General features: G+C 70.0%; 20 protein-coding genes. 14 read left to right on the forward strand and 6 right to left on the reverse strand.

Features of this window, described 5'->3' with window-relative positions; translation table 11 throughout:
* Positions 1 to 122 precede the first annotated feature (122 nt).
* The 4 genes from LZ199_RS24790 (at position 123) to LZ199_RS24805 (ending at position 2,729) form a co-directional block, all read left to right on the forward strand.
* Positions 123 to 800 (forward strand): cytochrome b/b6 domain-containing protein, encoded by a 678-nt coding sequence (locus LZ199_RS24790; protein WP_253996221.1) that lies wholly within the window; start codon positions 123 to 125, stop codon positions 798 to 800.
* Complete coding sequence (locus tag LZ199_RS24795; protein ID WP_253996222.1) at positions 793 to 1,512, forward strand: molybdopterin-dependent oxidoreductase; 720 nt, start codon at positions 793 to 795, stop codon at positions 1,510 to 1,512. Before LZ199_RS24790 ends, LZ199_RS24795 begins: the two co-directional genes overlap by 8 nt.
* A 227-nt stretch (positions 1,513 to 1,739) precedes the next feature.
* Positions 1,740 to 2,111 carry a type II toxin -antitoxin system TacA 1-like antitoxin gene (locus LZ199_RS24800; protein WP_253996223.1) on the forward strand — a complete coding sequence of 124 codons (372 nt, stop codon included), beginning with the start codon at positions 1,740 to 1,742 and terminating at the stop codon, positions 2,109 to 2,111.
* Between the two features lie 36 nt (positions 2,112 to 2,147).
* Entirely contained in the window at positions 2,148 to 2,729 is a 582-nt protein-coding gene (locus tag LZ199_RS24805) for a GNAT family N-acetyltransferase (protein ID WP_253996224.1), read from the forward strand.
* Positions 2,730 to 2,753: 24 nt separating this feature from the next.
* On the opposite strand, the gene LZ199_RS24810 is transcribed toward LZ199_RS24805, so the two are convergent.
* The 3 genes from LZ199_RS24810 to LZ199_RS24820 form a co-directional block, all read right to left on the reverse strand.
* Positions 2,754 to 3,194 (reverse strand): hypothetical protein, encoded by a 441-nt coding sequence (locus tag LZ199_RS24810; RefSeq protein WP_253996225.1) that lies wholly within the window; start codon positions 3,192 to 3,194, stop codon positions 2,754 to 2,756.
* 24 nt (positions 3,195 to 3,218) lie between these two features.
* A complete protein-coding gene (locus tag LZ199_RS24815; protein WP_253996226.1) occupies positions 3,219 to 4,004 on the reverse strand; it encodes an alpha/beta fold hydrolase in 786 nt (261 codons plus the stop codon).
* Positions 4,005 to 4,158: 154 nt separating this feature from the next.
* Entirely contained in the window at positions 4,159 to 5,157 is a 999-nt protein-coding gene (locus tag LZ199_RS24820) for a slipin family protein (protein ID WP_253996227.1), read from the reverse strand.
* Positions 5,158 to 5,396: 239 nt separating this feature from the next.
* Between LZ199_RS24820 and LZ199_RS24825 the strand changes: the two genes are divergently transcribed.
* Entirely contained in the window at positions 5,397 to 6,131 is a 735-nt protein-coding gene (locus LZ199_RS24825) for a TRM11 family methyltransferase (RefSeq protein ID WP_253996228.1), read from the forward strand.
* A gap of 41 nt (positions 6,132 to 6,172) precedes the next feature.
* Here LZ199_RS24825 and LZ199_RS24830 read toward each other — a convergent pair whose 3' ends face one another.
* Genes LZ199_RS24830 through LZ199_RS24840 form a run of 3 tightly spaced genes read right to left on the reverse strand, consistent with a single transcriptional unit; the run spans position 6,173 to position 8,685 of the window.
* Positions 6,173 to 6,838, reverse strand: coding sequence for a hypothetical protein (locus LZ199_RS24830; protein WP_253996229.1), 666 nt, complete (start codon positions 6,836 to 6,838; stop codon positions 6,173 to 6,175).
* Between the two features lie 51 nt (positions 6,839 to 6,889).
* Positions 6,890 to 7,789, reverse strand: a complete 900-nt coding sequence (locus tag LZ199_RS24835; protein WP_253996230.1) for an alpha/beta fold hydrolase — start codon at positions 7,787 to 7,789, stop codon at positions 6,890 to 6,892.
* Entirely contained in the window at positions 7,786 to 8,685 is a 900-nt protein-coding gene (locus LZ199_RS24840; protein ID WP_253996231.1) for a halocarboxylic acid dehydrogenase DehI family protein, read from the reverse strand. Before LZ199_RS24840 ends, LZ199_RS24835 begins: the two co-directional genes overlap by 4 nt.
* 388 nt (positions 8,686 to 9,073) lie before the next feature.
* Between LZ199_RS24840 and LZ199_RS24845 the strand changes: the two genes are divergently transcribed.
* The 9 genes from LZ199_RS24845 (at position 9,074) to LZ199_RS24885 (ending at position 23,955) form a co-directional block, all read left to right on the forward strand.
* Entirely contained in the window at positions 9,074 to 9,391 is a 318-nt protein-coding gene (locus tag LZ199_RS24845) for a hypothetical protein (protein ID WP_217911304.1), read from the forward strand.
* Positions 9,388 to 10,743, forward strand: coding sequence for a sensor histidine kinase (locus LZ199_RS24850; protein WP_253996232.1), 1,356 nt, complete (start codon positions 9,388 to 9,390; stop codon positions 10,741 to 10,743). The genes LZ199_RS24845 and LZ199_RS24850 overlap by 4 nt, the downstream gene beginning before the upstream one ends.
* Complete coding sequence (locus tag LZ199_RS24855) at positions 10,740 to 11,477, forward strand: hypothetical protein (protein WP_253996233.1); 738 nt, start codon at positions 10,740 to 10,742, stop codon at positions 11,475 to 11,477. Before LZ199_RS24850 ends, LZ199_RS24855 begins: the two co-directional genes overlap by 4 nt.
* The gene (locus LZ199_RS24860) at positions 11,474 to 12,343 is read left to right on the forward strand and encodes an SAM-dependent methyltransferase (RefSeq protein ID WP_253996234.1); all 870 of its coding nucleotides are present in this window, start codon (positions 11,474 to 11,476) and stop codon (positions 12,341 to 12,343) included. The genes LZ199_RS24855 and LZ199_RS24860 overlap by 4 nt, the downstream gene beginning before the upstream one ends.
* Positions 12,344 to 12,475: 132 nt before the next feature.
* A complete protein-coding gene (locus LZ199_RS24865) occupies positions 12,476 to 12,676 on the forward strand; it encodes a hypothetical protein (RefSeq protein ID WP_253996235.1) in 201 nt (66 codons plus the stop codon).
* A 68-nt stretch (positions 12,677 to 12,744) separates the two neighbouring features.
* Positions 12,745 to 16,002: a carboxypeptidase regulatory-like domain-containing protein gene (locus LZ199_RS24870; protein WP_253996236.1), complete on the forward strand. Its 3,258-nt coding sequence runs from the start codon at positions 12,745 to 12,747 to the stop codon at positions 16,000 to 16,002.
* Positions 16,003 to 16,090: 88 nt separating this feature from the next.
* Positions 16,091 to 17,347, forward strand: a complete 1,257-nt coding sequence (locus LZ199_RS24875) for a metallophosphoesterase family protein (protein ID WP_253996237.1) — start codon at positions 16,091 to 16,093, stop codon at positions 17,345 to 17,347.
* Positions 17,344 to 20,562, forward strand: coding sequence for an AAA family ATPase (locus tag LZ199_RS24880; RefSeq protein ID WP_253996238.1), 3,219 nt, complete (start codon positions 17,344 to 17,346; stop codon positions 20,560 to 20,562). Before LZ199_RS24875 ends, LZ199_RS24880 begins: the two co-directional genes overlap by 4 nt.
* Positions 20,563 to 20,961: 399 nt before the next feature.
* Positions 20,962 to 23,955, forward strand: coding sequence for a carboxypeptidase regulatory-like domain-containing protein (locus LZ199_RS24885; protein ID WP_253996239.1), 2,994 nt, complete (start codon positions 20,962 to 20,964; stop codon positions 23,953 to 23,955).
* The last annotated feature ends 31 nt before the right edge of the window (positions 23,956 to 23,986 follow it).

The raw sequence follows: 23,986 nt of genomic DNA on the forward strand, positions 1-23,986 counted from the left end.
GCTGTACGCCTGCCCACGACATCCCGTGAGGCAGCTTGCGCGTCGTGCGGACGACATCGGGCAAGCCGCGCGGTTGGGAAGCGGGCAGTGGGTCGGGAGTGTCGGCGCGAAGAGGACGCGCGGTGTTCTCCTGCCGCATCGTGCGAGCCCCCGAGTCACGCCGTCCACAGCCCTGGCCCATCCGCGTGGCCCACTGGGTCAACGTGCCGCTGCTCGTCATCATGGCGGGCAGCGGGCTGCAGATTCTCGCGGCGTATCCCATGCTCGGCGCGCAGGGGCGTCCATATGCCTGGTATCCCTTCCAGGGCATCCCTCCTCCCGCGTGGGCCCGACTCGGTGACTGGCTCGCGGGCGCGCGGAGCTGGCACTTCGCCTTCGGTGGGTTCCTCGCGCTCAACGGCTTCGCCTACCTGCTCTACCTGGCCCTCAGCGGCGAGTGGCGGCGGCGCCTCTTCTTCCCTCGCCGCGACACGCGCAACGCCGTGAGCACGCTCGCGTTCTACCTGCGCCTGCGCAAGGAGCCGCCGCCGCAGGAGCTCTACAACGGCCTGCAGCGGCTGGCGTACACGGGCGCGCTGGTGCTGGGAGTCCTCGCCGTGCTCTCCGGGCTTGTGCTCTACAAGCCCGTGCAGCTCGGTGCACTGGCCAGGCTGCTCGGCGGCTATGACACCGCGCGCGCCATCCATCTGCTCGTGCTCGCGGCGTTCGTGCTCTTCACCGTGGGGCACGTGATCATGGTGCTGCTGCATCCGCGCTCGCTCGGGGAGATGGTGACGGGCGGGAGGAGACCCGATGCGTAGGCTCCTGGTTCCCTTGCGACGTCCGGTGCTCCTCACGCGGCGCTCGGCGCTGCTCGGGGCCGCGGCGCTCACCGCGTCCGCCTGCGACAGCGCCCGTCCTCGCGCGGGATTTCTCGGCACCATGGAGCGCGTCAACCAGCGGCTTCAAGAAGCCCTCTTCGACGAGGACCAGCTCGCGCCGGAGCTGGCGCCCGAGGACGCCACGGCGCCCGGAGACTTCCCCCAGTACTTCGTCTCCGAGTCCATGCCGCTCGCGCCAGGAGGCTGGGCGCTCAAGGTGGGTGGGCTCGTCGAGCGACCGTCGGTGCTGTCACTGGAGGACCTGCGACGGCTGCCGCGCACGGAGTACCGCATCCGTCACCACTGCGTGGAGGGCTGGAGCGCGGTGGCGTCGTGGCACGGCGTGCGCGTGAGCGACGTCGCCCGGTACGTGGGCGCGGACCCGAAGGCAGGCTACGTGGAGCTGCGCTCGTTCGACTCGGGCTACTGGTCCTCGTGGGACAGGCCGAGCGCCTTCCACGCGCAGACGATTCTCGCCTACGGGATGAACGGGCAGCCGCTGACGCCGGCGCATGGCGCGCCGCTGCGCCTCTACTCGGCGGTGAAGCTCGGCTACAAGATGGTGAAGTACCTCACCGAGGTGAACTTCCTCCCCGAGCCCACCGGCGGCTACTGGGAGGAGCGCGGCTACGAGTGGTACGCGGGCATGTAGCCGCCTCAGACCTCTCTGAAAAAGTGCGGTCATCCACGGGCTGGACACCCCACTCTTCCCCCTGCGGAACAATCAAGCGGGTTGATTGAGAGCAACCCGCTTGCGGAATAGAGATGTCGCTATTACTCTACTCTGAGTAGAATCAGAGTGCTCTCCGATGCACCCCAGGGACGTCCTGAGCTGGAACTCAGTACTTTCCTACATAGGTTCCGAGTGAGGAGATAGGCATGCCACAAACCGAGCGACTACAGGCCTCGTTGCCATCCTTCTCCATGAAGGAACTCACCCAGTTGAGTGAGGAACTGGGCGTCGACAAGAGCATGGTGGTTCAAGAGGCGCTCAGCCTTTTCACGAAGGCAGTCCGGGAGGCCAGGCAAGGGTTCAAGCTGGCGTTCCTGTCTCCGACTTCCGAAAGAACCATTCGAGAATTCAGTACGCCTCTGCTCACGCACATGGAGCAGGCGGCCTATGCGGACCCCACGGAAATCGTTCTGCCTGATAAGGACTTCGACAGGTTCGTAGCGAAGCTCGAAAATCCTTCCCCACCTACGCCCGCGCTTCGAGCCCTCGTTCGAAAGCAGCAACGCTCTCAACGTTGATTGAAGAAACGTGGTGAGGAGGACTAACTGGCCTTCATGCCACCAGCCTCTTCGTCCAACCTCGTCCTTCCCGCCCCCATCACTCAAGCGGCGACCCGGAGCGACACGGGCAGTGGCTTCACGTGCGAGCACGAAGCCCTGAATCGCTTCTTCCGTGAGTCCGCTCGGCAGAACCAGGAGCGAGACATCAGTCGGACCTGGGTTCTCCGGCGCATCGCATCCGATGACCCCGCGCTACCGCTGGTCCTGGGCTACTACACGCTCTCGCTGACCACCATCCAACGAGAGACGCTCCCACCCGACCTGGGCAAACGACTGCCGAACTACCCTCTCCCGGCGGTCCTCATCGCGCGCCTCGCACGGGACTCTCGCGTCAGGGGGCAGGGCCACGGGGAAGTCCTCCTCGGTGACGCCCACCTCCGCGCGCTCGCCATCAACGAGCAGAGTGGAGCTGTCGCGGTCATCGTGGACGCCAAGGACGCCCACGCTCGCGACTTCTACAAGAAGTTCGGTTACGAGCCGCTTCTCCCTGAAAACGAATCGCCGACGTCCCCGTGGCCGCTGCGGCTCTTCCTGTCCATGGCAACAATCCGTGACATGTACTCTGCGGCGCCCTGACCCACGCGCGCCAGGGCCCCGCGCTCACGCCTTGCTGCCGACGAAGCCTCCGCCGAACGGAGACGACCCACGCTGACGCAGGGCCTCGCGCTCGGCCTTCAGCGCGGCCAGGGCCGCGTCGCGCGTGGCGTAGTGATTCACCGCCGCGCCGTTGATGGCCCCGCTGGTGAGCACGAACATCTGCGTCATGTCGTCCCCACCAAACCGGTACGAGCGATGCGTGAAGCGCTCCAACACCTCACGCCGCTCCTTGCCGAACACACGCCCCGCCGTGAACTTCACCACCAACCCATCCAGGTTGATGAGCAGGTCCACCTTGCCCGACCCCGCATAGCGCGCGAGGTGCGCCTCCACCTCCCGCCGCCAACGCAGGACGTCCTCCTCATTCACCAGGACGCAGTCGGTGAAGTACGCCGTCACGACGTCGTTCTCCGCGTCGTACTCGAAGGACATGTTCCAGGCCATCGTGCTGCCTCCCTCCAAGCCGAATCAGGCGGGCGCGGAACCCGCCAGGAAGGCCGACAACACCGCCGCCGTCTCCTGGGGATGCTCCACCTGCGGATAGTGTCCAGGGCCCGGGATGTGCGCCATGCGCGCGCGCTTGATGGGCGCCACCACGGCCTCACGCAAGAAGGCCGGCGGCAGGAAGTTGTCGTCCGTCGACACCACCAACGTCGGCGCCACGATTTTCGCCAGCCGCTCCGCGAAGCCGCCCTTCGTCCACGCGTCGAACGCGTTCTCAATCGACGCCGCGCTCACCGCGCCCGCGACCTTCAACAGGGACTCCAACGCCTCCGGCGACAGCTTCTTGCAGGCCAGGCCCAGAATCGTCTTCTGCTTCTCGCGGTCTCCCGCCGACGTCCGGAACAGCCCTGCGGCCTCCGGCGGCAACGGCAGCCCCGACGCGGGCACCGTGTTGAGGAGCACCAACCCCTCCACCCGCTCCGGCACGTGCGACGCAATCCACTGCGCCACCTGCCCACCCATGCTGTGCCCCACCACCGTGAAGCGCTGGGCCCCCACCGCCTCCACCACCGCCAGCACGTCCTTCGCCAACCCCTCCACCGAATGCCCGTCCGCCGACTGCCCCGACTGCCCCGTGCCACGCGCGTCCGGAATCACCAGCCGCAGCCCCGCCACGTCCAGCCGCTCCACCATCGAGTCCCACACCGCACCCGACATCATCCACCCGTGCACCAACACCACCGTGCGCGGCCCCTCGCCTACGACGCGATAGTGAAGCGAAGTCCCGTCAGATGCGGAAGTCGTGCTCATGTCGTCTCCTCAGACGAAAAGGATAAAGCAGTATTGAAGAAATGTGCAGGAGCGAAAGCAAGCCATGACACTCCAGCGAGTGCCAGGGGCCCATGTAGGAGTTCGCGGTGGGTATGAGTGGGGTTGGCCCTGAGCGTGCCAGCGCCCCGCGGGCTCAGGGCTCGGGAGGCTCGGCGGGGGTGCCGTGCAGGGTGCGGTGGGCCAGGCCGCGCACCAGCTCCAGCACGTCCGTGGGCACGGCGAACACCACCGTATTGGACGGCGAGGTGCCCAGGCCGTCCAGTGACTGGAGGGTGCGCAGCTGCATCGCCCCGGGACTGCGGGCCATCGTGGTGGCCGCCGCCGCGAGGTTGATGGCGGCCTCCTTGTCTCCCTCGGCCTTCGTAATCGTGGCGCGCTTCTCGCGCTCGGCGGAGGCCTGCCGGCTCATCATCCGCTTGAGGTCCTCCGGCATGTTGATGTCGAGCAGCCGGATGGAGTCCACGTGGATGCCCCACGCCACGCTGCGCTCCTCCACCGCCTGGGCGATGCGCGACTGAATCTGGTCTCGCTCACTCAAGAGCTCGTCCAGCGTCATGCTGCCGATGACGTCCCGCAGCGCCGCCTGCGCGTACTGGCCAATGGCGTAGCGATAGTCCTGCACCGTGACGACCGCCCGCTCGGTGTCCTTCACCAGGAAGAAGATGACGCCGTCCACCGCGACGGGCACGTTGTCGCGGGTGATGACCTGCTGATGCGGGATGTCCAGCGTCAAGAGGCGCGTGTCCACGAACCACGCGTTGTCGAACACCGGGAACACGAAGAGCACTCCCGGCCCCTTGATGCTGTGGAACTTCCCGAGCCGCAGGATGACGGCGCGCTCCCACTGCGCGGCCACGCGACAGATGCGACTGGCCCACCACGCGGGAAGCAGGGCGATGCCCATGGCCACCGGCAGCACCACGCCCGCCCCCAGCGGCCCGGCGACCAGGCCTCCCACCAGGGCGCCCAGTCCGGTGAAGACCGCCCAGGTGACGACGAAGATGACCGCGCGCAGCGGCTTGCCGAGCGACACATGCTCCGACCCCGAGCCCGGCTGCCCCGTCTTCTTGCGCCGCGCGTCCATGCCCGCCTGCGCGAGCTCCTTCATCTGCTTGAGCTGCTCGATGTCCATGCGGAACACCTCCCCACGGGCAGCTTGCGGCCCCTCGCGCAAGGGCGCGACTTCTCGTCCAGTCCCGACGACTCCGGGCTCCCAGCCTCCTCCGCCGTCGAAGAAGCCCCGGTGAACTCCGCGCTCCCGTAAACGCCCCTCGTGCACGGCCCGCGAGCGCCCCCCCCCCGCGCGCCCGAACGTCCTGCCTCCTCCAGCCGAGACGCGCGGCGCCCCGCTCTGGCAGAGTCCGCCGCCTCATGGCGGATGAACGGGACGGGACGGGCGGCACTCCACGCGAAGCCCAGCGCACGGTGCACTGCGAGGACGCGCTGACGTGGCTTTCAGCCCAGCCGGTGCTCGCGGGGTGCTCGGCGGTGGCGTCACTGCCCGACGCGTCCGAGTTCCCCTCGCTGTCCCTGCCGGAGTGGAAGGCCTGGTTCATCCGCGCGGCGGCGCTGGTGATGACGCGCGTGCCCGACGACGGCGTGGCCATCTTCTACCAGACGGACGTGAAGGACGAAGGCCTCTGGGTCGACAAGGGCTACCTCGTCTCGCGCGCCGCGGAAGAGACGGGCCTGGGCCTGCTCTGGCACAAGGTCGTCTGTCGCCGCACCCCCGGCACCGTGACGTATGGCCGACCCGCGTACTCCCACTTCCTGTGCTTCTCGCGCGGCGTGCGGCCTGACCTGGCGAAGTCCACCGCGGATGTCCTCGCGGACGCGGGCGAGGTGACGTGGACGCGCGGCATGGGCGTGGACGCGTGTCAGCTCGCCTGTCGCTTCATCCTGGAGAACACCTCCACGCGCACCGTGGTGGACCCCTTCTGCGGCCACGGCACCGCGCTGGCCGTGGCCAACGCCATGGGCCTGGACGCGGTGGGCGTGGAGCTCAGCCGCAAGCGCGCGCGCAAGGCCCGCAACCTGCGCGCGGAGTGGCGCGAGGGGAAGCTCGTGCTGGTGTCGAGCGACTACTCGGCGCAGTCCTTGTCGTAGTCCACGACCCGCTTCTCCACGAGCTTCTCCTCTTCGACGACCTACTTCACGGCGGACGACGCACGCACCGTCGGCCCAGCCCCGTCCGAGGACGCGATGACCTGGAGCGACAGCTCCTTCGCCACCACCGGCTCCAGCTCCGCGATGAACGCGCCGAAGAGGCGCTCCTCCAGGGCCAGCGCTTCGTCCAGCGACGCGCCCACCGCGGACAGGCGCTCCACGCACGCGTCCTCGATGGTGCGGCGGTGGCCCTGCTCCTCGGTGACGACGCGCCCCAGCTCCTCGCGGACGCTCGCGTTGCGCGAGGCCGCCTTGTAGAGCGGGTAGAGCACCATGGCGCGGCGCTCAATCGTCGTCGTGGTGAGCAGGTAGTGCAGGTACACGTCGGCCTTGCCGGTGTGCGCGGTGGCCCACGTCGCCAGCTCATGGTCCAGCGCCTGGAAGTAGCGGCCCGCCGCCTCCGGACAGAGGAACGTGGTGATTTCGCCGCCGGCCACCTCGGCCGACAGGCGCTTGAAGGCGAACGCGTGGCGCGTCTCGTCCGACAGGTGCCCGAGCACCTCCAGCGAGGGATGACGGTCCGCCACCGTGCGCGAAATCTTCCGCGCTCCGATGAACTCCATGAGGGACAGGGTGTGCAGCCAGCGAGCCTCGAGCTCGGGCGACTGGGCCAGCTGGCGGAGCACCGCCTGGATTCGGTCACGCATCCCGCGCCTCTAGCGCGACGACGGCCCGGGAGCGAGCGCCAACTTCCTCCCTCAGACGGGCGCCTCCGAGCCGAAGAGTTCCTCCGCCACCGAGCGCCGCGGCACATGGTTCACCGGCGCCGCCCTCTCCAGGAAGTCGAACAGCTCCATCGCCACCGCGTGCGGCGCGTCCCACATGAGGAAGTGCCCCGCCTGCGGCACCTTCACGCACCGCGCGCCGGGGATGTCCCACGCCAGGCGCTCGCCGAACTTCGCGGGCAGCAGGCCATCCTTCTCTCCCCACAGCACCAGCGTCGGCACGGCCAGGTGGCCCAGCTTCGACGCCAGCTCCAGCGTGTGGTTGGTGTTCAGCGCCACCGCGTCGCGTGACAGCGACACCATCCCCACCTCCGTCGCATACGGCGCCAGCAACCCCTCCAGCAGCTCCGCCGTCTGAGGCGTCGCGAAGCCCTTGCGCTTGAGCGCCGGCGTCAGGAAGCGCGTCAGCCGCTCCGGCGTCAGCCTGCGCGCCATCCCCGGCGTGCCCAGCTGCGCCATCAGTCCCTTGGGCCACGCGTCGTAGCAGACGCTGTCCATCAGACACAGCCGCCCCACCCGCTGGGGGAAGCGCACCGCGAGCTGCAATGCCACGCCGCCACCCACGTCGTGCCCCACCACCGTCGCGTCCACCACGCCCAGGCGGTCCAGCCACGCCTCCACCGCCTCCGCCTGCCGCGCAATCGACCGGTCGAACCTGTCCCGCTTGTCGGAGAACCCGTAGCCCAAGAGGTCCGGCGCCAGCACCCGGTTCGACACCGCCAGCCCCTGCGCAATCCCACTCCACAAGTAGCTCCACGTGGGGATGCCATGCAGCAACACCACCGGCGGCCCGGAGCCCCAGTCCACGTAGCTCAGGAACCGGTTGCCCAGCTCCGCCACCTCTTGTCGCTCCTGCCACTCGCGCCAGTTCATCGCAGCTCCTCCGCCGCCACCCAGTCCGGCACCAGCCGCGACGCGCCCGGCATCGGCTGCCGCAGCATGTCCGGCACGTCCTGCACCATCCGCGACAGGTTCAACAGCAGCGCCGGTGAGCGCCGCTCCAGCGCCTGCGTCACCTTCAGCACCGCGTCCGCGTCCTCCCCCAGCGCCGCCACCCGCTCGCGACTCAGCGCCACCGGATACGGCAGCGCCCGAGCCCGCCGCCGCGCGGACTCCAACAGCCTGTCGGCCTCCTCCTGGAAGTCCTCATCCTTCATGCGCGGCTTCAGCCGGCGCCACGCCGTCTCCAGATAGGAGGGCCAGCACGCCATCGCGCGGTACTCACCCGGCACTCCCGGCGGCCCCACCGTCTTCACGATGTCCGCGAACAGCGAGCGCAGCGCCGCGTCCGCGGGCTTCTCCGCCACCCACTCCATCGCCGCCATGCGCGAGGGGACGCCGCGCTCCAGTCGCTCCAACGTGCCCAGGGCGCCTGACTGCCCCACCACCTGGCCCTCCAGCGCCATCCGCACCGCGGACACCATCAGCAGCACCCGGGGCTGCATCGTCTCGTACAGCTCCAGCGCGCCGCGCGCGTGGAAGCGCTGGCTTGGGCCCAGCGTCACCGCGTTCCACGCGCCCAGCACCTCCCACTGCACCGTCGAGTCGAGGACCTCCTGCCACAGCCCCAGCGCCGCCTCCTCGAAGGCGCGCGTCTCCACGTTCGGCTCCATCGCCTCCCACATCGCCACGAAGAAGCGCGGGTACGCCGCCCACGTGCGCAAGGACACGTCCACGCCCGTCACGCGCATCGTCCGCCGCAGTTCGTGGTAGACGCGCTCGACACCGCCCTCCGCCCCGTGCTCGCTCACCTGTTTCACCCTGGCCATGCCGGCACCCCCGGCAACGGTGGGAACGGCGCGGCGGCGTGGACACCTCCCCCGCGCGGCCCGACCGCCCGGAAGTCCCCGCTCCCAGGGCAGGCCCCTCGCTGACAGGGCGTCGGCTCTCCACCACTCCGCCGTCCCGAGGGGAGGTGCCGTCGGACACTAAAGAACACTCGGGCCCAGGTCGGTTTGACTCCATCCTGGACGGCTCGCTTTGCTTCCTCTCGCGCGACGAAGGAGTCGCGCCTGCCTGGTTCGCGGGGGGGCAACCAGCATGTGGCTTCGACACCTGTCTCGTCAGGAGTCCACTTCGAAGCAGTCCCCCACGGGCGACCAGCCCCGCGCGCCACCATCGCCAAGAGGACGCCCTGCGGCGCCCGGGGGAGACGACATGAGCAGCGACAACGACACCTGGGGACCACGGCTCGTCAGCGTCCCCCTCGTCGGCGCGGTGAGCGACTACCTCCAACGCATCCAGGACCTGGGCGCCGTGGAGGGCCCGGGTGGCGCGGTGGGACTCAACCCCGCGCTGGAGCCGGTGATGGAGGCGCTGCACCACCTGCTCGCTGGTGGCGAGGTGGAGGTCCGCGTCACGCGGCGTGGCCACCCCCGGCTGGTCCAGGAGCTGCGCCAGCGCGTCGACGACGCCACCCGCGAGGTGAACGAGCTCCAGCGAGTGGCGGGTTGCACCCTGTCCACCACCGTATGAGTCCTCGCGTGGCGGGCGCCGCCGCCGTCATGGCCTCCTTCCGACGCTGGACGCGCGCCCAGGACAGCGCGGAGGTGCTCGCCGCCGCGAGCGTGGGGGCCTGGTGGGCGCTCACCACCGTGGTGCTGGCGGTGCTCGCCGCCGTCGCGTGGGCCCCGGGCGCGAGCACCCTCTTCGGCATCTCCTTCGCCGACGGCCTCTTGTGCGCGTCCCCCATGCTGGTCAGCGGCCTGCTCTTCTCCGCGGTGCACCGGAAGCGGCGCCACATCGAGACGTGGGGCTGGCTGTGGCTGCTGCTCGGCGTCACGTCGCTGCACTTCTTCCTCGCCGCGCTGATGGCGATGTCGGAGCTGCAGGGCGCCACCGTCATCACCTCCCTCTTCCTCTTCACCACCGCGTTCCACGGCCGGCTGCACCGGGTGACCCCCAGGCAGCCCTTCCTGGCGCTGGGCACGGCGCTGGCGCTGGTGGCCGCGCTGCCCCTGCTGGAGAGCCACGAGCACCTGGTGTTGTTCGGCGTCATCGGCCCCGCGGCCCTCACCGCGGAGCTGTACCTGGGCACCTTCGCCGTGCAGCACGACAGGGCCCGCGCGGAGGCGGAGCGCCTGCGCGCCGCGGTGCAGGCGCAGCTCTTGGAGCAGCAGGAGCAGGACGTGGGGCGGCTGTCGCGCGCGCTGGGGGAAATCCTCGGCTACCACCACGAGCTGGACAGCGCGCTCATGTCGGCGGGCACCGCGGCGGACATGCTGGCCGTGCTCGGCGTGCAGCGCAACGCGCTGGCCCGAGGGGACTTCGAGGACCTGGTCAAGACGCTCAACGACAGCCTCACGCAGATTCGGAACATGGTCTCCGAGATTCGCGCGAAGGGCCGGCGCTACGTCGGCTCGGAGCCGGAGCCGGTGGAGCTGACGCCGCTCTTGGAGGGCGTGCGCACCAGCATGGGCCTGCGCTACCCGGACGTGGACATCGAAGTGGCGGTGGAGCCGGGGCAGCCGCTGCGCGCGCTGATGCGCGGCGGGGCCACCACGCTGCGGCGGGTGGTGGAGAACCTGGTGCTCAACGCCTGCGAGGGAGACGGCAAGCAGGGCGCCTCGCGCGTGAGCATCCAGGCGCGCGTGGAGCCGCTCAGCGGAAGGCTGGAGGTGGTCATCGCGGACGACGGCCCGGGCTTCCCCGCCGCGCTCCTCGATGTCCCCGCCGAGGAGCTCTACACGTCCAAGCCCGAGGGCACCGGCCTGGGCCTGTACACCAGTGAGTGCCTGCTGCGCGCCAGCGGCGGAATGCTGTACCGACGCAACGCCCCGGACGGCGGAGCCCTGCTGCGCCTGTTCCTGCCCAGGGAGTACCGATGAGCGGAGGAGCCCTTTATCAGGAGGCCCTGCGGGTGCTGCGGCGACTGGAGCTGCCCGAGGAGTCGGAGCACGACGTGCTCGCCGCGCTGGAGGCCGCGCAGCCCGGCCCGCTGCCCCTGTTCTACGAGGCGGGCGCGGAGGCTGGACTGGAGCGCCCCGTGCTGACGGCGCGCGGCGTGGGCCTCTTCTTCAACTTCTGCGCGGGAAACCTCGCCGACGACCTCATCGACGGCGACTGCACCTACTACGACGCGCCCGTGCGCGTGGCCCCGTGCACGCAGTTCCTCCTGCAGAACCTGGCCTGGGCCACGCTGGCCGAGCCTCGCGCGCACGTGCCCCTGAACGCGCTGGAGGAGAGCGCGCGCCTGCTGGCCCAGGCGGCGGGACCGCAGGCGCTGGAGGTACGCGCCCGGGAGTGGAGCGCGCCCTTGTTCCGCCGGGTGGCGGAGGGCATCGCCGGGCGGCAGTGGGCCGCGTACCTGCGCGTGCTCTGGGCACAGACGCGGCTGGAGGAGCGCGCGGTGTCGGTGGGCATGAGCCTGGGCATGGCCGCGCACGTGGCGGAGGACATCCGCTCCCGGGACACGCGCTTCACCTCCATGCCCGCGAGCGACAGGCTCACGGTGGTGACGTGGGGCAGGCAGGCCGCGGAGGCGCTGCGCGCCGAGGACCTGCGCTGCCTGGACGCGGCGCTGCGGCGCATCGAACCGATACTTCCGGAGGTGGAGTCATGAGGGCGGAACCCACGCGGAGCGAGGCCCGTCATGACGCGGTGGCCGCCTACTACGAGGAGAAGACGGAGCGCATCCTCCGTCGCTACGGGCCCGGGCCCCGCATCCACTTCCACGTGGGACTGGTGGACGACGTGCCTCCCCCGGGCGAGCCGGAGCCGCTCGTGCGTGAGCGCGTCCACGCCTCGCAGGAGGCGCTGCTCGCGGAGCTGGCGCGCGCGGTGGGCCGCTTCCCGAACGGGGGCGACGTGCTGGACGTGGGCTGTGGCCTGGGCGGCGGCGCGCTGTACTGGGCCGCCGAGCATCAGGCGTGGGTGACGGCGGTGACGAACGTGGCCACGCACGTGGAGCTGGTGCGCACGTTCGCCGAAATCGAGGGCGTGGGCGCGCGCGTGAAGCCGCTGCACTGTGACGCGCTCGCGGTGCCGGGCCGCGCGTGCTTCGACGCCGTCATCGCGGTGGAGAGCAGCAGCTACCTGCCACGCGCGGAGTGGTTCCGCCGCGTGCGCACGCTCCTGCGGCCCGGGGGCGTGGTGGCCATCGCCGACTGCTTCCTCGGCCGCCCCGAGCTGGCCGCGCCCTTCGACCGGTACTGGCGCACGCGCATCGGCTCCCTGGATGAATACCTGTCCACCGCGCACGCCGCCGGCCTGGAGCTGGAGGTCCGCGACGACGTGTCCGCGCGCGCGGTGGGCTTCTGGTCCCTCACGCTGGAGCTGCTCGCGCACGAGCGCTTCGCGGCCCCTGGCCAACCTCCGTCACGCGTCCTCGCCCGGGGGGAGTCCCGCCGCGAGCACCTGCGACTCCAGCAGGCGCTGATGGATGGCGGACTGGAGTACGCGCTGCTCGTGCTGCGCCGCGAGGACTGAGGGCCGCCGAGTCGACAGCGCGCCTGTCCTCCGGCCCGGGGCTGACGAGGAGGCAAGCACCCCGGGACGACGTGCCTCGCGAGAAGCGCGACCCCAGCCTTGGGCCAGTCTTTAAAAGGGGAGGTACGCGCGATGAGGACTTTCACGCGATGGTTGACGGTAGCGGCGGTGGCGGCGGCCCTGACGATGACGGGGTGTCGGGAGCGGAGTCGGGAGGACAACTCGGGGGCCATGGGCGGCTCCGGTAACAACAAGGACGCCCTGAACCACCAGGGCACCGGCGGCTCCGGCCAGCCGCAGATGCAGGGCACGGACGCGGGCACCGTGCGGTAGCCCTCGCCGCGACAGGTGGGCTCCGGCTGTTATCCTGACGACTCGTCGTCGGACAGCCGGAGCACATCATGCGCGGGTGGATTGTGGGGGGCGTCATCGCTGGAGTGCTCGCGGCGCTCCTGGGGTGGTGGATGCTCGGAGGCACCGAAGCTCCGGAGCCCATGCGCGAAGTCGCTCCAGCGCCCCGACGTGTGCCGGTGGACACGCTTCCGCGCACGTCCGCGCCCACGCGCGCGGCGCAGGGAGCGGGACGGTCCATTCGCGGCACCGTGGTGGACTCGCTGGGTCGACCCGTGGCCGGCGCTCGCGTCTCCGCGTCGTGGCCGGAGGCGGGCGAGACGCTGTCGGAAATTCCCTGTCCCGACGAGGCCCTTCCCTCATGGGAGGCGCTGGTCGATTCGGACGCACCGCGGCGCAAGCTCCCGTGGTGCCTGCCGCAGGTGGAGGACATCCTCACCCCGCTGCTGCTCGCCCGGCGGGGCGAGGTCACCATCCACGCGGAGGCCGTGTCGGGCGAAGACGGCGCCTTCGTGCTGGAGGGACTTCCCGAGGGCCCTCAAACCCTCCTCGCGCTCTCCGAGAAGGGCACCGCGCTGCGCCCCGCCGTGCCCTCCGGCGTCCAGGACGTGGAGCTGGTCCTGGAGCAGCCGTGGTTCTTGACGGGCATCGTGCTCGGAGACGGCAAGCCGCTGGCGGGCGCCTCGGTGACGGCGGTCAGCATGCACCACACCCGCTTCTTCGACACGAGCACGGACGACCAGGGCCGCTTCAAGGTGGGGCCCCTTCCTCGACAGAGCTACCAGGTGCTCGCGACGAAGGAAGGTTGGCTGGCGTCGTTGGACCCAGACCGGTACGGCGACAACCCTCGGGAGGTGGTGCTGTATCGGCCCCGCGTGCTCCACGGCCGGGTGCTGTCCGACGGAGCCCCCGTGGCGGGCGTGGAGGTCCGGGCATCGCGCGCGGCCATGGACGACGGGGCTCCGGTTCCCCGGACGAAGACGGACGCGCAGGGACGCTTCGAGCTCGACCTGAGCACGGGCAAGTACGCGCTCACCGTGGAGCACGGTGGCCGGTATGCCTTCGCGCGGGTGGAGCTGGACTCGAAGCCTCCGCCCGAGGTCGTGCTGAAGCTGGGCGAGGCGCTCCACGTCGAGGGCACGGTGTTCGACGACGCGCGCGGTCGGGTGGAGGGGGCGCGCGTGAAGGCGCGCTTCTCGCGAGGGGGACGGGAGACATTGGAGACCGTCACCGAGGCGGACGGCCGCTACCGTCTGGGCCCCGTGGAGCCCGGCCACTGGGAGTTCACCGTCGAGGCTCGCGGCCATGCGGACCTGACGATGGGCCAGGAGCACGAGCTGGCCGTCGGCATGGGCCCTCGGGACTTCACGCTGAAGCGCACGCAGACCCTCACCGGTCGCGTCGTGGACAGCGCGGGCCGGCCGATATCGGGCGTGCCCCTGGCGATGGAGCCGCTGGGAATCGACAGTCCTCTGGACTACGAGCCGCAGGAGTCGGCCTTCTCGGACCGGGACGGCCGCTTCGTGATGGATGCCACCCGGCCCGGCTCCTACGAAATCACGGCGCGCAGCGAGGACTACGTCCAGGAGAGCGTGGTGGCGAAGGTCCCCGGCCGCGAGGTGACGCTCACCTTGAGCGCGGGCGCGACGGTGGAGGGGACGGTGACGGACATGAAGGGCCTGCCGCTGGCGCGGTTCATCGTGAACGTGCTCCCGAGAGACCATGACGACGACGAGGAGCGCTTCCTGGAGACGCAGGGCACCGATGACCAGGGCCACTTCCGCCGCAAGGGCATCCATCCGGGACGCTATCGCGTGGAGGCGAAGCAGAAGTCCTCCAGCGTGGACCGGAGGGCCTGGGCCGACGTGGAGCTGCTGGCCGACACGGTGACGAAGGTGGAGCTGCGGCTCCAGGAGGAGCACTCACTGGAGGGCATCGCCGTCGACACCTCGGGGCGACCGGTCCAGGGCCTCACCGTGCGAGCCCGGTCCCTGGTCAAGGACGACGGTCCCAAGTTCATCGAGATGCGAGAGGACAGCCACGAGACCCCGTTCGGGGTCCTCACGGATGCGGAGGGGCGCTTCGTCCTGCGCGGCCTGGGACCCGTCGACCATGCCTTGCGCACCATCAAACCAGGCCATGAGCTGCTGCCGGAACGTTGCTCGGGAATCGTGCCCGGAGACGAGGAGGTCCACGTCACCGCGGACACGAAGCAGGTGCGGCTGGTGTTCCGGCGCCACCCCCACGTCCGGGGACGGCTGCTCGGAGCGGACGGCGCGCCCCAGCGCGACTTCTCCGTCGGAGACACGCGGGTCCAGAGCGAGGACGGCACCTTCGCCATCCCGCTCCACGAGCAGCCCATCACCCGTCAGTACATCTTCAGCGTCTACGAGCAGCCCAAGGTGACGCGCGCGGTGAAGGGCGGCGTGGACGCGGCGGATGTCGACCTGGGAGAGATACGGCTGGAGGAGGGGCGCTCCCTCCAGGGACAGGTGTTGGACGCGGAGACAGGCGCGCCGGTGAAGGGCGTCACGGTCCGCATCGACGCCGAGCCTGACGAGGACGGGCAGCGGGGCCAGCTCGCGGGCGCGCGCACGAACGACGACGGCGAGTTCTATCTCGACAAGGTGGCCTCCGGCCCCCACACGCTCCGGATGAGCCACGAAGGCCACTACCGCGAGCTGCTCGTGCCGGTGTCCGCCACGCAGGAGAAGGTGACGGCGCGGATGGAGTCCGGCGCTCGGGTGAAGGTGACGGCGAAGAACCGCCAGGGCCGCCCGGTGGACGGGTTCGTCAGCTACCAGGGGCCTGGAGGCGCTGAAGGCCTGTTCGAGCTGGGCAAGGGCATGGCCGAGCTGCGCGGCCTGGAGCCCGGACGCTACGCACTCCGGCTGACGGCGCGGCTGCGCAATGAGCCCCTCCCGGACTTCCAGCCGATGAGCGTGGACCTGCCCGAGCGAGGAGCGCTGTCGGTGGCCTTCCTGCCCGCGACGGGTGGTGCCACGGTGAAGGTGCGCCTGCCCACGCAAGAGGGCGTGGGCCTGGGGCTGGTGCCCGGCGGTGTGCCGCCGCCCAGCACCTGGTCGGCGCTGCGCCACCTCGTCTTCCAGACCCTCCCCTGGACGTACAAAGAGGAGGACCCGGAGGTCACCTTCACCCATGTCCCCGAGGGCAGGGTCACCGTCTTCTTCTACACGTCCGCCATGCCCGGTCGCTTCCACACCGAGGAGCTGGACATCCCGGCGGGAGGGACGGTGTCACTCACCCTACAGCCGTCCTGGAGGAGGCTCGACGTCGCGTCGAAGTGAGCGCTTCTTGCCTGCCTGACAGCACGCGGGAGCTGCGGGGTGGAAAGCAGGCTCCTCGTCGTGCTTCGGGTACGGTGCGGGCCTCGTCATGCACTTCAAGTTCGTCCACGCCGCCGACCTGCACCTGGACACCCCCTTCCGTGGCGTGGCCGCTCAAGGCCCTCTGTTGGGGCGCTTCCAGGAGTCCACCTTCCGCGCGCTGTCGCGCATCGTCGACCTGTGCCTGCGCGAGCGCGTCGCCTTCCTCCTCCTGGCGGGAGACCTGTTCGAGGTGAAGGACCGCTCGGTGCGCGCGCGGCTGGTGCTGCGGCGCGAGCTGGGCCGGCTGCACGACGCGGGCATCGAGGCCTTCATCGTCCACGGCAATCATGATCCGCTCAGCGGCGACACCGGGACGCTCGGACTGCCGTCCTCCGTGAAGGTGTTCGGTCCGGACTGGGAGGAGGCGGAGGTGCGGCGCGAGGGACGACGGCTGTGCCGCGTGCAGGGCATCTCCTACCCGGACGTGGAGGTGCGCGACGACTTGTCCGCGCGCTTCCGTCGCACCGGGGACGGCTTCAGCGTGGGCCTGCTGCACGCGAACCTGGGCGGCGCGGAGGGCCACGCCAACTACGCGCCCTGCACGCCCGCGGGCCTGGGCGCGCGCGGGCTGGACTACTGGGCGCTGGGGCACGTGCACACGCGCGCCGAGCTGATGCTGCCCGGCGGTGGCATCGCGGTGTACCCGGGCAATCCGCAGGGGCGACACGCGCTGGAGACAGGCGAGCGGGGCTGCGTGCTGGTGGAGGTGGAGGACGGCGGCATGCGGCGGCGCTTCGTGCCGGTGGACACGGTGCGCTGGCATCGGCTGGAGGTGCCGCTGACGGGAGTGGCCACGCTGGATGCGCTGCTGGGCACGGTGGGCGAGGTGGTGGAGGCGGAGTGCGCGCGGGAGCTGGATGGCCACGCGGTGCGCCTGGTGCTGACAGGGCGCGGGCCGCTGCATCGCGAGCTGGCGCGGCCCGGAGCGCTGGCGCAGTTGGAGGCGGACCTGCGCGCGCGGCTGGCGCAGGGACATCCGCCGGTGCTGCTGGAGTCGCTGCGGGATGGAAGTCGTCCGGAACTGGACTGGGAAGCCCTCCAGGCCGAAGGCGGCTTCGCGCGCACGTTGTTGGAAGAAGCGCGCTCGCTGGAAGAAAACCCGGCCGCGCTGGCGCGACTGTGGGAGCAGGAGGCGCTGGGCAGTCTGGGCCAGCGGCTGAAGCGCCTGGGGGTGGATGTGCTGGAGGCGCCACGAATGGAGTGGGTCTCCCGCGCGAGCCTGCTGGGCGTGGAGGCGCTGCACGAAGAGGAGGAGGGGGCATGAAGCCAGGGTTGCGCATCGACACGCTGCGAGTGCGGCGCTTTGGGCACTTCTCGGACCTGACGTTGGAGCTGGGGCCCGGGCTACACCTGCTCTACGGACCCAATGAGGCGGGCAAGAGCACGCTGCTCGCCTTCCTGCGCGCCGTGCTGTTCGGCTTCGAGAAGCGCGGGAGTCCGGAGCGGTACGCGCCTGCCGAGGACGATGCTCCCTTCGGCGGAGACCTTCGACTCTCCACGGGCATGGGGCCGCTGCTCGTGCGGCGCATGGCGGCGCCTCGGGGACGGAAGTCGGAGACGTTGACGGTGCTCGGGCCGGACGGCGAGCCTGTGTCCGAGGAACGCCTGAAGGAAGCGCGAGGCCATGTCACGCGCGAGCTGTTCTTCGATGTCTTCGCCTTCCGGCTGGAGGAACTCGCGGGGTTCGAGCAACTCACCGAGGAGCGCGGCGCCTCCGAGGCCCTGGTCGCCGCGAGCATGCGGGGGGCTCGGCGCCTGCCGGAGGCGATGACGTTGCTGCGCAAGAACGCGGAGCAGCTCTACAAGCCGAATGGCTCGAACCCCGAGCTGAACGTGAAGCTGCGTGAGCTGGAGGAGGTGCAGGAGCAGCTCCGCGAGGTGGGCAACCGACCCGCGCTCTACTTCTCGAAGCGGGAGCGGCTGGAGTCGCTTGGCGTGGAGCTGGGGGGATTGGATTCGCGCGTGCGCGAGGACGGCCGCGAGCTGGAGCGACTGGCTCGGCTGGAGTTGGCGCTGGGGGATGTCTCCTCGCTGGCGACGACCCGGGCGGAGCTGGAGTCCCTTCCCTCGCTGGAGACGTTCCCCGAGGGCGGAGAGGCGCGCCTGGAGGATGCACTCCAACGGAGCGGGAGCTATCGGGCGGAGGTGGCTCGGCTCGCGGAGCGGCTGGTCTCCACGGAGGCGGAGCTGAAGCGGCTGTCCGCTCCTTCGCCGGTGCGAGGGCGGGAGGATGCGCTGCGGGCCGCGGTGGCGGCGTACTCGGAGCGCTCGGAGCTGGTGCGGGCGCTGCCGGCGCGGCGCGCGGCGCTGGGGATGAAGCGGCGTCAGGTGGAGTCGGCGCTGGAGGAGCTGGGGCTCGGCGTGGATGGGCCGGGGCTGGTGGCGCTGGACTTGAGCGCGGGGGCTCGCGCGGGGTTGGAGGCGCTGTCATCCCGGCTGGACGTGGAGGAGACGGGGCGGCGCGAGGTGGGTGGGGCGCTGGCTCGGGCTCGCTCGGAGCGGGAGCGGTTGGAGGGCGTGCTGACGCGCACGGAGTCGGAGCTCGCGGCGCTTCCTGACGTCCGGCCGGCGCAGGTGCGGCAGCAGCAGGCGGGGCTGGCGCGGATGCGCGTTGCTCGCGCGGACCTGGAGCGGCTGGGTGAGCAGAAGATGGAGGCTCGGCGGCGGATTGAGGGGCTGCGGGGGCCGGTGACGGAGCTTCCGAGTTCATCGAGCCCGGTGATTCCAGTGTGGCTGGTGCCGGTGGCGGCGGCCGTGGCGGTGACGCTCGCGGTGGCGGCGTGGTTGCTCGGGGGCACGGGGGTGGGCGTGCTGGGGCTCGTGGGTGGGCTGGTGCTGACGGGCCTGCTGGAGTTCGCGCGGCGGAAGGTGGAGTCCGCGCGTGATGCGGAGCGTGAGGGGCGGGAGGCTCAGCAGCATTCGCGGAAGCAGGAGGAGGAGCGGCTGCGCGTGGAGCTCGCGGGGTATGTGGCTCGCGAAGAGCTGGCGCGGCGGGAGCTGCTCGCCTCCGCGACGGATGCGGGGCTGTCTCCGGCGGCGACGTCCTCGGACATGACGGCCCGCGAGAGCGCGCTGGAGGAGACACTGGAGCAGGCGGGGCGACGTGAGTCGCTGTCGCGCGAGCGGGACACGCTGCGCGCCACGCATGACCTGGCCCTGCGTGATGAACGACAGGCGGATGAGCTGCTGCGCGGGCACGAGGCGCGACACGCGTCACTGAGCGCGGAGTTGACCGCGTGTCTGTCGGCGCGACGTTTCCCGGCGGGGCTCCCCGCGCAGGCGGCGCTGGCCCTGTGGCGAGATGCCTCGGCGCTGCGACAGCGGTGGCAGGACCTGGTCGCGGACGAAGCGGCGCTGTCCGCGGATGAAGCGGCCTGCGCGGACGTGGTCTCACGACTGCGAGCGTTGGCGGCGGAAGGCATCCTCCCCGAAGCTGAAGCGCCTGTGTCCCAGTCATCAGGGTCCATGGACCTGGTGGTCATGCGAGTGAACGCGGCCCTGGAAGCGGCGCGCGCGCAGGAGACGGAGCGGCGCGCGGCGGAGGAGCGTCGTCGCGAGCTGCGTGAGGAGAAGGCCCGCCTCGATGAGCTGTGTCGCACGGAGGAGGCCGCTCTCGCCGCGTTGCTCGCCGAGGGAGGCGGCGGTGACGAGGAGACCTTCCGTCGACGCGCCGTGCAGGCACACCGGTACGCGGAGCTCACCCACCGCGCGCGAGAGCTGGCCCATCGCATCGAGGCTCGCACGGGCCTGTCCGACACCGAGGCCCGCGAGGCCCTGCGCGCCCTGGGCGGAGAAGAAGGTCTGCGCACGGTGCTGAGCCAGGTGCGCGCGCGACATGCGGAGGCCCAGGAGAAATCGAAGGAGGTGCTCACCGAGCAGGGCGCCACCCAGAACCAGCTGGAGCAGTGGGAGAACGACGACCTGCTCGCGCGCCTGCGCATCCAGGAGGAGACCCTGCGCGCGAAGGTGGCGGAGCTCGCCACGCGCTACGCCGAGGACAAGCTGGCGCTGGCCCTGCTGGGCCGCGCGCGTCGGCGCTTCGAGGAGGAGCAGCAGCCGCGCGTGGTGCAGCTCGCCTCGGAGCACTTCGCCCTGCTGACGGAGGGGCGCTACCGCCGCGTGTTCATCCCCGCAGGTGACGAGCGTGAGCTGCGCGTGAGTGACGGGGCGCGGGACTGGAGCGCGGCCCAGCTCTCCCGAGGAACCCGCGAGCAGCTCTACCTCGCCTTCCGCCTCGCGGTGGTGCGCGACTTCGGAGAGACGCGGAGCGCGCTGCCGCTCATCGTGGACGACGTGCTGGTGAACTTCGACCCTGGCCGGGCCCGGAGCGCCATCCAGCTCCTGGCTCAGCTCGCCGAGCACCAGCAGGTGATTGCCTTCACCTGCCACCCCTGGCTGCGCGAGCTGTTCGAGGCCGAGGGCGCACAGACGCAAACGCTGGAGTCCAGAGACTCCGCCGCCACGCTCCGCGCCGTCTGACTCAAATACTCCCCTGAAGCGGGCATGGGAGTGCGCGGGTGAGGCCCCGCACATGCGCCCGTACCCCCGTCGTGCGACAGCACGTCGCAACAAAAACCATCGCCGCGCGAACCAAATCCCAACCTGGGTGTCAGTGCCCTGGCCACAGCCGTTGCTACAGTCGTGAGCGTGGCGAGCGGAGGCGGTATGCGGACGTCGCGGAAGATGGCGGTCACACTCGGAGCACTGGCACTGGCGGGGGCGCTGGGCATGTGGCTCTCGCCAAAGCCCGGGGATGCCCCATCCGCGCCCCGAGCTTCCGCGCCTCGCGGGGGCACAAGCCTCATCCTGCCTGCACCCGCGCCACGGGCCGAAGGCTCCCTGCGCATCCAAGGCATCGTCGTTGGAGATGAAGGTCCCATGGCCGGGGTCCGCGTCACGGCCACGCTCCCCGAGCCAGGTCAAACCCTCTCCGAGCTACCTTGCGCGCAGGTGCTGCGGCGGCACACCGACGGGAGTCACGCGAAGTTTCCAGCGTGCTTCTTCGATGAGGAAGACACCACCCTGGAGTTGCTCCTCGCACGCCAGGGCGAAGCCCCCGTGTACGCGGAGGCGCTCACCACGGAAGACGGTCGCTTCACCCTCGACAACCTGCCCGAAGGTCGTTTCACGCTCTGGGTCATCGGAGCGCGCGACGCACGACTCCAGCCGGAAGTCGCGGCGGGCACGGAGGGACTTCAGCTCCGGCTCGGAGAAGCCTTGTTCCTGGAGGGACAGGTCATCGACGAGGACCTCGCGCCCCTGACCCAGGTCCGGGTGATGGTCGTGCATGAAGAGTCGACCCGCTTCTTCGACGGGGAAACGGGAACGGACGGCAGCTACCGCATCGGTCCGCTTCCTTCCGGAGAATATGCCCTCGCCTTCGCGAAAAACGGCTGGCTTCCCACGTTGCAGAACCAGTGGCTCGACAATCCCCTGACACTCCTTCGCCCCAGACGCATCACCGGCCAGGTGTTGAGCCAGGGCGCCTCCGCTCCCAACGTGACGGTCTCCCTGCATGACGTCACCCGGCGGTACTCCAGGAGCCCTCCCACCGCGATGCGCATCACGGACAAGCAGGGGCGCTTCACCTTCGAAGACATCCCGCCCCATCCCTTTCAGCTCAGTGCCATCCAGAACGAGCAACACGCCCTGGCCGAGGTCGACCTGACGGTCCCTGAGACCTCGTCCGAGGTCACCCTGGAGCTGGGCGGTGCGGCCCTTCTTGAAGGAACCGTGCGGGACGAGGCTGGAGCTGGCATCGAAGGAGCCACCATCACCGTCAGTGACGTCGACCACAACGAAGCCGCGAGTGTGAGAACCGACGCCGCTGGCCACTATCGGACGGGTCCTCTGCCCCTCAGGCCCCATGAGGTCGAGGTCTTGAAGGGTGGCTACTTTCGCATCAAGCACGCCATCCCCGAGCTGGGTCCCCGCGCGAAGCAACTCGACTTCACGCTCCGCCCCACCGTCTGGGTCGATGGCGTCGTCCTCGATGAGGCAGGTCGCCCGATTCCGGACGTCACCATCAAGATTCACAAGGAGCCGCAAAAACCCCTCGACCCATCACTTCCCAGCCACCACGCCCAGTCGGATGGAGAGGGACGGTTCCACCTGGACTTCGCCTTGCCTGGCACCTTCACCCTGAAGGCCCAGTCAGAGCACTTCGTGGAGGACTCACTTCAGGTCCAGGCTCCCGACACGAAGGTCCGCTGGGTCCTGAAGAAGGGGACGAGCATCGCGGGGACGGTCTGGGATGAGCTGGGGACACCCTTGCCTGAAGTCAGCGTGAGCCTGTGGAGCAAGGAGTCCGATGCGTTCCCCGTGAGCGGAACCACGACGGACCCACAAGGCCATTACACGCTCGGGGGGCTCAAGTCGGGGCAGTACGTGCTCGAAGCCATCCACGCATCCGAAGCCGTGGAGCGCAGCGCCTCTCAATCGATGGAGCTGCGCGACCAGGAAGAAGCGCAAGCGGACCTGCGCCTCGCCGCGGGCTGGACGCTGTCGGGAATCGTCGAGGACACCGCCGGCGAGCCCATCGCGGGAGCCGCGGTCAGCATCCTCGAGACTTCGGAGCAGACGCCTGAATGGCGACGTCGTCAGACGAGCTGTGAAGGGCCGCCCTCCGCCAGTACGCAGACCGATGGACGCTTCACGCTGCGGAACCTCCAGCACCCAAGATTGAAGCTGCGCGTATGGAAGACGGGCTTCCGCTTCGCGCCCCACCTCTCCACGGGCGGCCACCACGACCTCGGGGATTTTCTCGTCCGCGAAGGTGACACCCACGTGCGCCTGGTCATGAAGCGGGAGGGGCGCGTCCTGGGGCGCGTCGTGGGCCCCGACGGAAAGCCCATCACTCACTTCAAGATGCCCTGGGAGGTCAAGCACCCACGCGGTGAGTTCTCCGTGAACGTGGACAGCCCAGGCTCACTCCGCCTCGATATCACGGCACGGGGCATGGCGCCGATATCCCGAGGCGTCGAACTGCATGACGCGTCTGAAGTCGTGGACCTGGGCGAGCTGCGGATGAGCCCTGGACGCCAGGTGGCCGGGCGCGTGCTGGACGCGGAGACGTCCACCCCCATCGAGGGCGCCACACTTCGCGTCGCTCCAGACCTGATGCGCGGAGAGCCACTCCAAAGTCTCGGGGCACAGGTGGAGACAACCCGGGATGGCTCCTTCTCGCTTCCCAACGTGGAGGAGCGTCCCCTCACCCTGTTCATCGAGGCCAGTGACTACCTTGTGAAGCAACTGACGTTGGCACCCGGTCCGCTGGACGGTCTCACGGTGCTCCTCGAGCGAGGTGCGCGGGTGGAGTTCTCCGTCCTGGATGCGCGGGGGCAGCCCACCGGTGCCACCGTCCACCTGGACCGCGATGGCGAGGCCATAGCCGCCTACCCCATCCGAATCCCAGAGAACGGCCAGCTCGTCGTGCGAGACCTGGAACCCGGCGATTACCAGGTGCGCGCCGTCGCTCGCCTCAAGCGTCTCGCCACCTACGCACCCCAACGCGTCCAGGTTCCAGCGAGCGGGAGGGTTGCCATCACCCTGAAGGCCCGGCACGAAGGGGCAACCCTGAAGCTGGGGGTGAAGACCGATGACAGCTTGAGCCCCATCCTCCTCGTGGGTGAAGTCCCTCTGCCAGAGAGCGCCAGTGACGTCAGTGGGCTGGAGAGCCGTGGACTGCCCAGCCAGCTCGGCGACTCCGGAGCCAGGGTTTTTCGAGACCTGCCTCCTGGCAAGGTGACGCTCGTCCTGATGAGGCCGAACCAGGAATACATCCACTGGGAACTCATCGACATCCCCGAGGAAGGCACGGTGTTGCGCGACGTGACGCCTGCATGGCAGCGGTTCAAGCGCCTCACCCCGTAGAGACTTGTCGAGTCTCACGAATCGCATCGAC

It is taken from the genome of Myxococcus qinghaiensis (genome assembly GCF_024198215.1).
Lineage (GTDB): Bacteria > Myxococcota > Myxococcia > Myxococcales > Myxococcaceae > Myxococcus > Myxococcus qinghaiensis.

Bases quoted from the DNA above. Each gene is read 5' to 3' on its own strand.
- LZ199_RS24825 (WP_253996228.1), top strand. From the start codon at position 5,397: ATGGCGGATGAACGGGACGGGACGGGCGGCACTCCACGCGAAGCCCAG.
- LZ199_RS24800 (WP_253996223.1), top strand. From the start codon at position 1,740: ATGCCACAAACCGAGCGACTACAGGCCTCGTTGCCATCCTTCTCCATG.
- LZ199_RS24855 (WP_253996233.1), top strand. From the start codon at position 10,740: ATGAGCGGAGGAGCCCTTTATCAGGAGGCCCTGCGGGTGCTGCGGCGA.
- LZ199_RS24885 (WP_253996239.1), top strand. From the start codon at position 20,962: ATGGCCGGGGTCCGCGTCACGGCCACGCTCCCCGAGCCAGGTCAAACC.
- LZ199_RS24820 (WP_253996227.1), bottom strand. From the start codon at position 5,157: ATGGACATCGAGCAGCTCAAGCAGATGAAGGAGCTCGCGCAGGCGGGC.
- LZ199_RS24850 (WP_253996232.1), top strand. From the start codon at position 9,388: ATGAGTCCTCGCGTGGCGGGCGCCGCCGCCGTCATGGCCTCCTTCCGA.
- LZ199_RS24815 (WP_253996226.1), bottom strand. From the start codon at position 4,004: ATGAGCACGACTTCCGCATCTGACGGGACTTCGCTTCACTATCGCGTC.
- LZ199_RS24870 (WP_253996236.1), top strand. From the start codon at position 12,745: ATGCGCGGGTGGATTGTGGGGGGCGTCATCGCTGGAGTGCTCGCGGCG.
- LZ199_RS24860 (WP_253996234.1), top strand. From the start codon at position 11,474: ATGAGGGCGGAACCCACGCGGAGCGAGGCCCGTCATGACGCGGTGGCC.
- LZ199_RS24830 (WP_253996229.1), bottom strand. From the start codon at position 6,838: ATGCGTGACCGAATCCAGGCGGTGCTCCGCCAGCTGGCCCAGTCGCCC.
- LZ199_RS24875 (WP_253996237.1), top strand. From the start codon at position 16,091: ATGCACTTCAAGTTCGTCCACGCCGCCGACCTGCACCTGGACACCCCC.
- LZ199_RS24845 (WP_217911304.1), top strand. From the start codon at position 9,074: ATGAGCAGCGACAACGACACCTGGGGACCACGGCTCGTCAGCGTCCCC.
- LZ199_RS24810 (WP_253996225.1), bottom strand. From the start codon at position 3,194: ATGGCCTGGAACATGTCCTTCGAGTACGACGCGGAGAACGACGTCGTG.
- LZ199_RS24805 (WP_253996224.1), top strand. From the start codon at position 2,148: ATGCCACCAGCCTCTTCGTCCAACCTCGTCCTTCCCGCCCCCATCACT.
- LZ199_RS24795 (WP_253996222.1), top strand. From the start codon at position 793: ATGCGTAGGCTCCTGGTTCCCTTGCGACGTCCGGTGCTCCTCACGCGG.
- LZ199_RS24835 (WP_253996230.1), bottom strand. From the start codon at position 7,789: ATGAACTGGCGCGAGTGGCAGGAGCGACAAGAGGTGGCGGAGCTGGGC.
- LZ199_RS24840 (WP_253996231.1), bottom strand. From the start codon at position 8,685: ATGGCCAGGGTGAAACAGGTGAGCGAGCACGGGGCGGAGGGCGGTGTC.
- LZ199_RS24880 (WP_253996238.1), top strand. From the start codon at position 17,344: ATGAAGCCAGGGTTGCGCATCGACACGCTGCGAGTGCGGCGCTTTGGG.
- LZ199_RS24865 (WP_253996235.1), top strand. From the start codon at position 12,476: ATGAGGACTTTCACGCGATGGTTGACGGTAGCGGCGGTGGCGGCGGCC.